Genomic DNA, 1,280 nt, shown 5'->3' with positions numbered 1-1,280 from the left:
TGGGACACCAACCGCACCGTCGAGCGCTACGCCGCCTTGATGATGGAAGCGGCCGAATGCCGCGCCGACCTGATGCTGGGCCACAGCACCGTGCGCACCTTGCGCGCGGGCACGCGCATCGAGATCGACGACGCGCCCGCGCTGGGCTTGCAGGCCAGGCCGGCACTGCTGCTGGACACCGTCGAACACGTGGGCATCAACAACCTGCCCAAGGACACGGCCGCATCGATTGCGGCGCAGCTGGGTGAGCTGACGGAACACCTCGTGTTCGACCAGCCCTGCGCCCCCGTGACGGCCGAGGCCGACGTGTTCGGGCTGGTGTCTGCAGCAGTGGCAACGAACCACGACAACAGCCTCTACCCGCAGCCCCAGAGCCTGGCCACCGCCCAGGCCCAGGGCTACGCCAACAGCTTCTCGGGCGTGCACGCCCCGCGCCCCTGGCGCCCGGCCCTGGCTGCGGCCGACGGTGCCCGCCTGCACGCCAGGCCCACGGCCAGCGGCGTGCACAGCGCCATCGTGGTCGGGCCTTCGGGCGAGACCTCGCCCAATGGCGCCGACGAGCTGTACTGCAACGACCGCGGCGACGTGCGCGTGCGCTTCCACTGGCAGAACGGATCGAGCGAGAACGGCAACAGCAACAACAACGGTGACAGCGCCCAGGACAACCGCAGCACCCGCTGGATCCGCGTGGCCCAACGCCAGGCCGGCCCCGGCATGGGCTGGCAGTGGCTGCCGCGCATCGGGCAGGAAGTGCTGGTCAAGTTCGTCGACCTCGATGTGGACCAGCCCGTCATCGTCGGTGCGCTGTACAACGGCCGCGGCGACGGCGGCATCGCCCCCACGCCCGGCGGCGCGTCGCGAGCCGGTGAAACCAATGAAGATGTCTTCGCCCAAGCGGGTAACGCCTCGCCCAGCGCCCAGGCCAACCTCGCTGCCGGCCATGCCCCGCCCTGGCACGGCGCCAGCGCCGACGACAAGGGCCACCGCAATGCTGCGGCCCTCAGCGGCTTCAAGACCAAGGAGTTCGGCGGCGAGGGCTTCAGCCAGCTGGTGTTCGACGATTCGAACCAGCAGCTGCGCGTGCAGCTGCATGCGAGCACCGCCCACAGCCAGTTGAACCTGGGCCACCTCATCCACCAAGCCGACAACTTCCGCGGCAGCTTCCGAGGCCAGGGCCTGGAGCTGCGCACCGACGGCTATGCCGCCCTGCGCGGCGGCAAGGGCGTGCTGCTGAGCACGTACCACGGCGCAGGCGGCCAGAAGCTGGAGCCCGTGGGCGA

At 70.5% G+C, this 1,280-nt stretch carries 1 protein-coding gene; it reads left to right on the top strand.

All coding sequences use genetic code 11. The features are described 5' to 3' along the window. Nucleotides 1-1,280: type VI secretion system Vgr family protein (locus AC07OH_RS31920; RefSeq protein WP_495303370.1), on the top strand; the 1,280-nt coding region annotated here is incomplete at both ends.

The organism is Variovorax sp. GW821-FHT10C12 (assembly GCF_059415405.1).
This window is presented reverse-complemented; position numbering and strand designations above follow the sequence as displayed.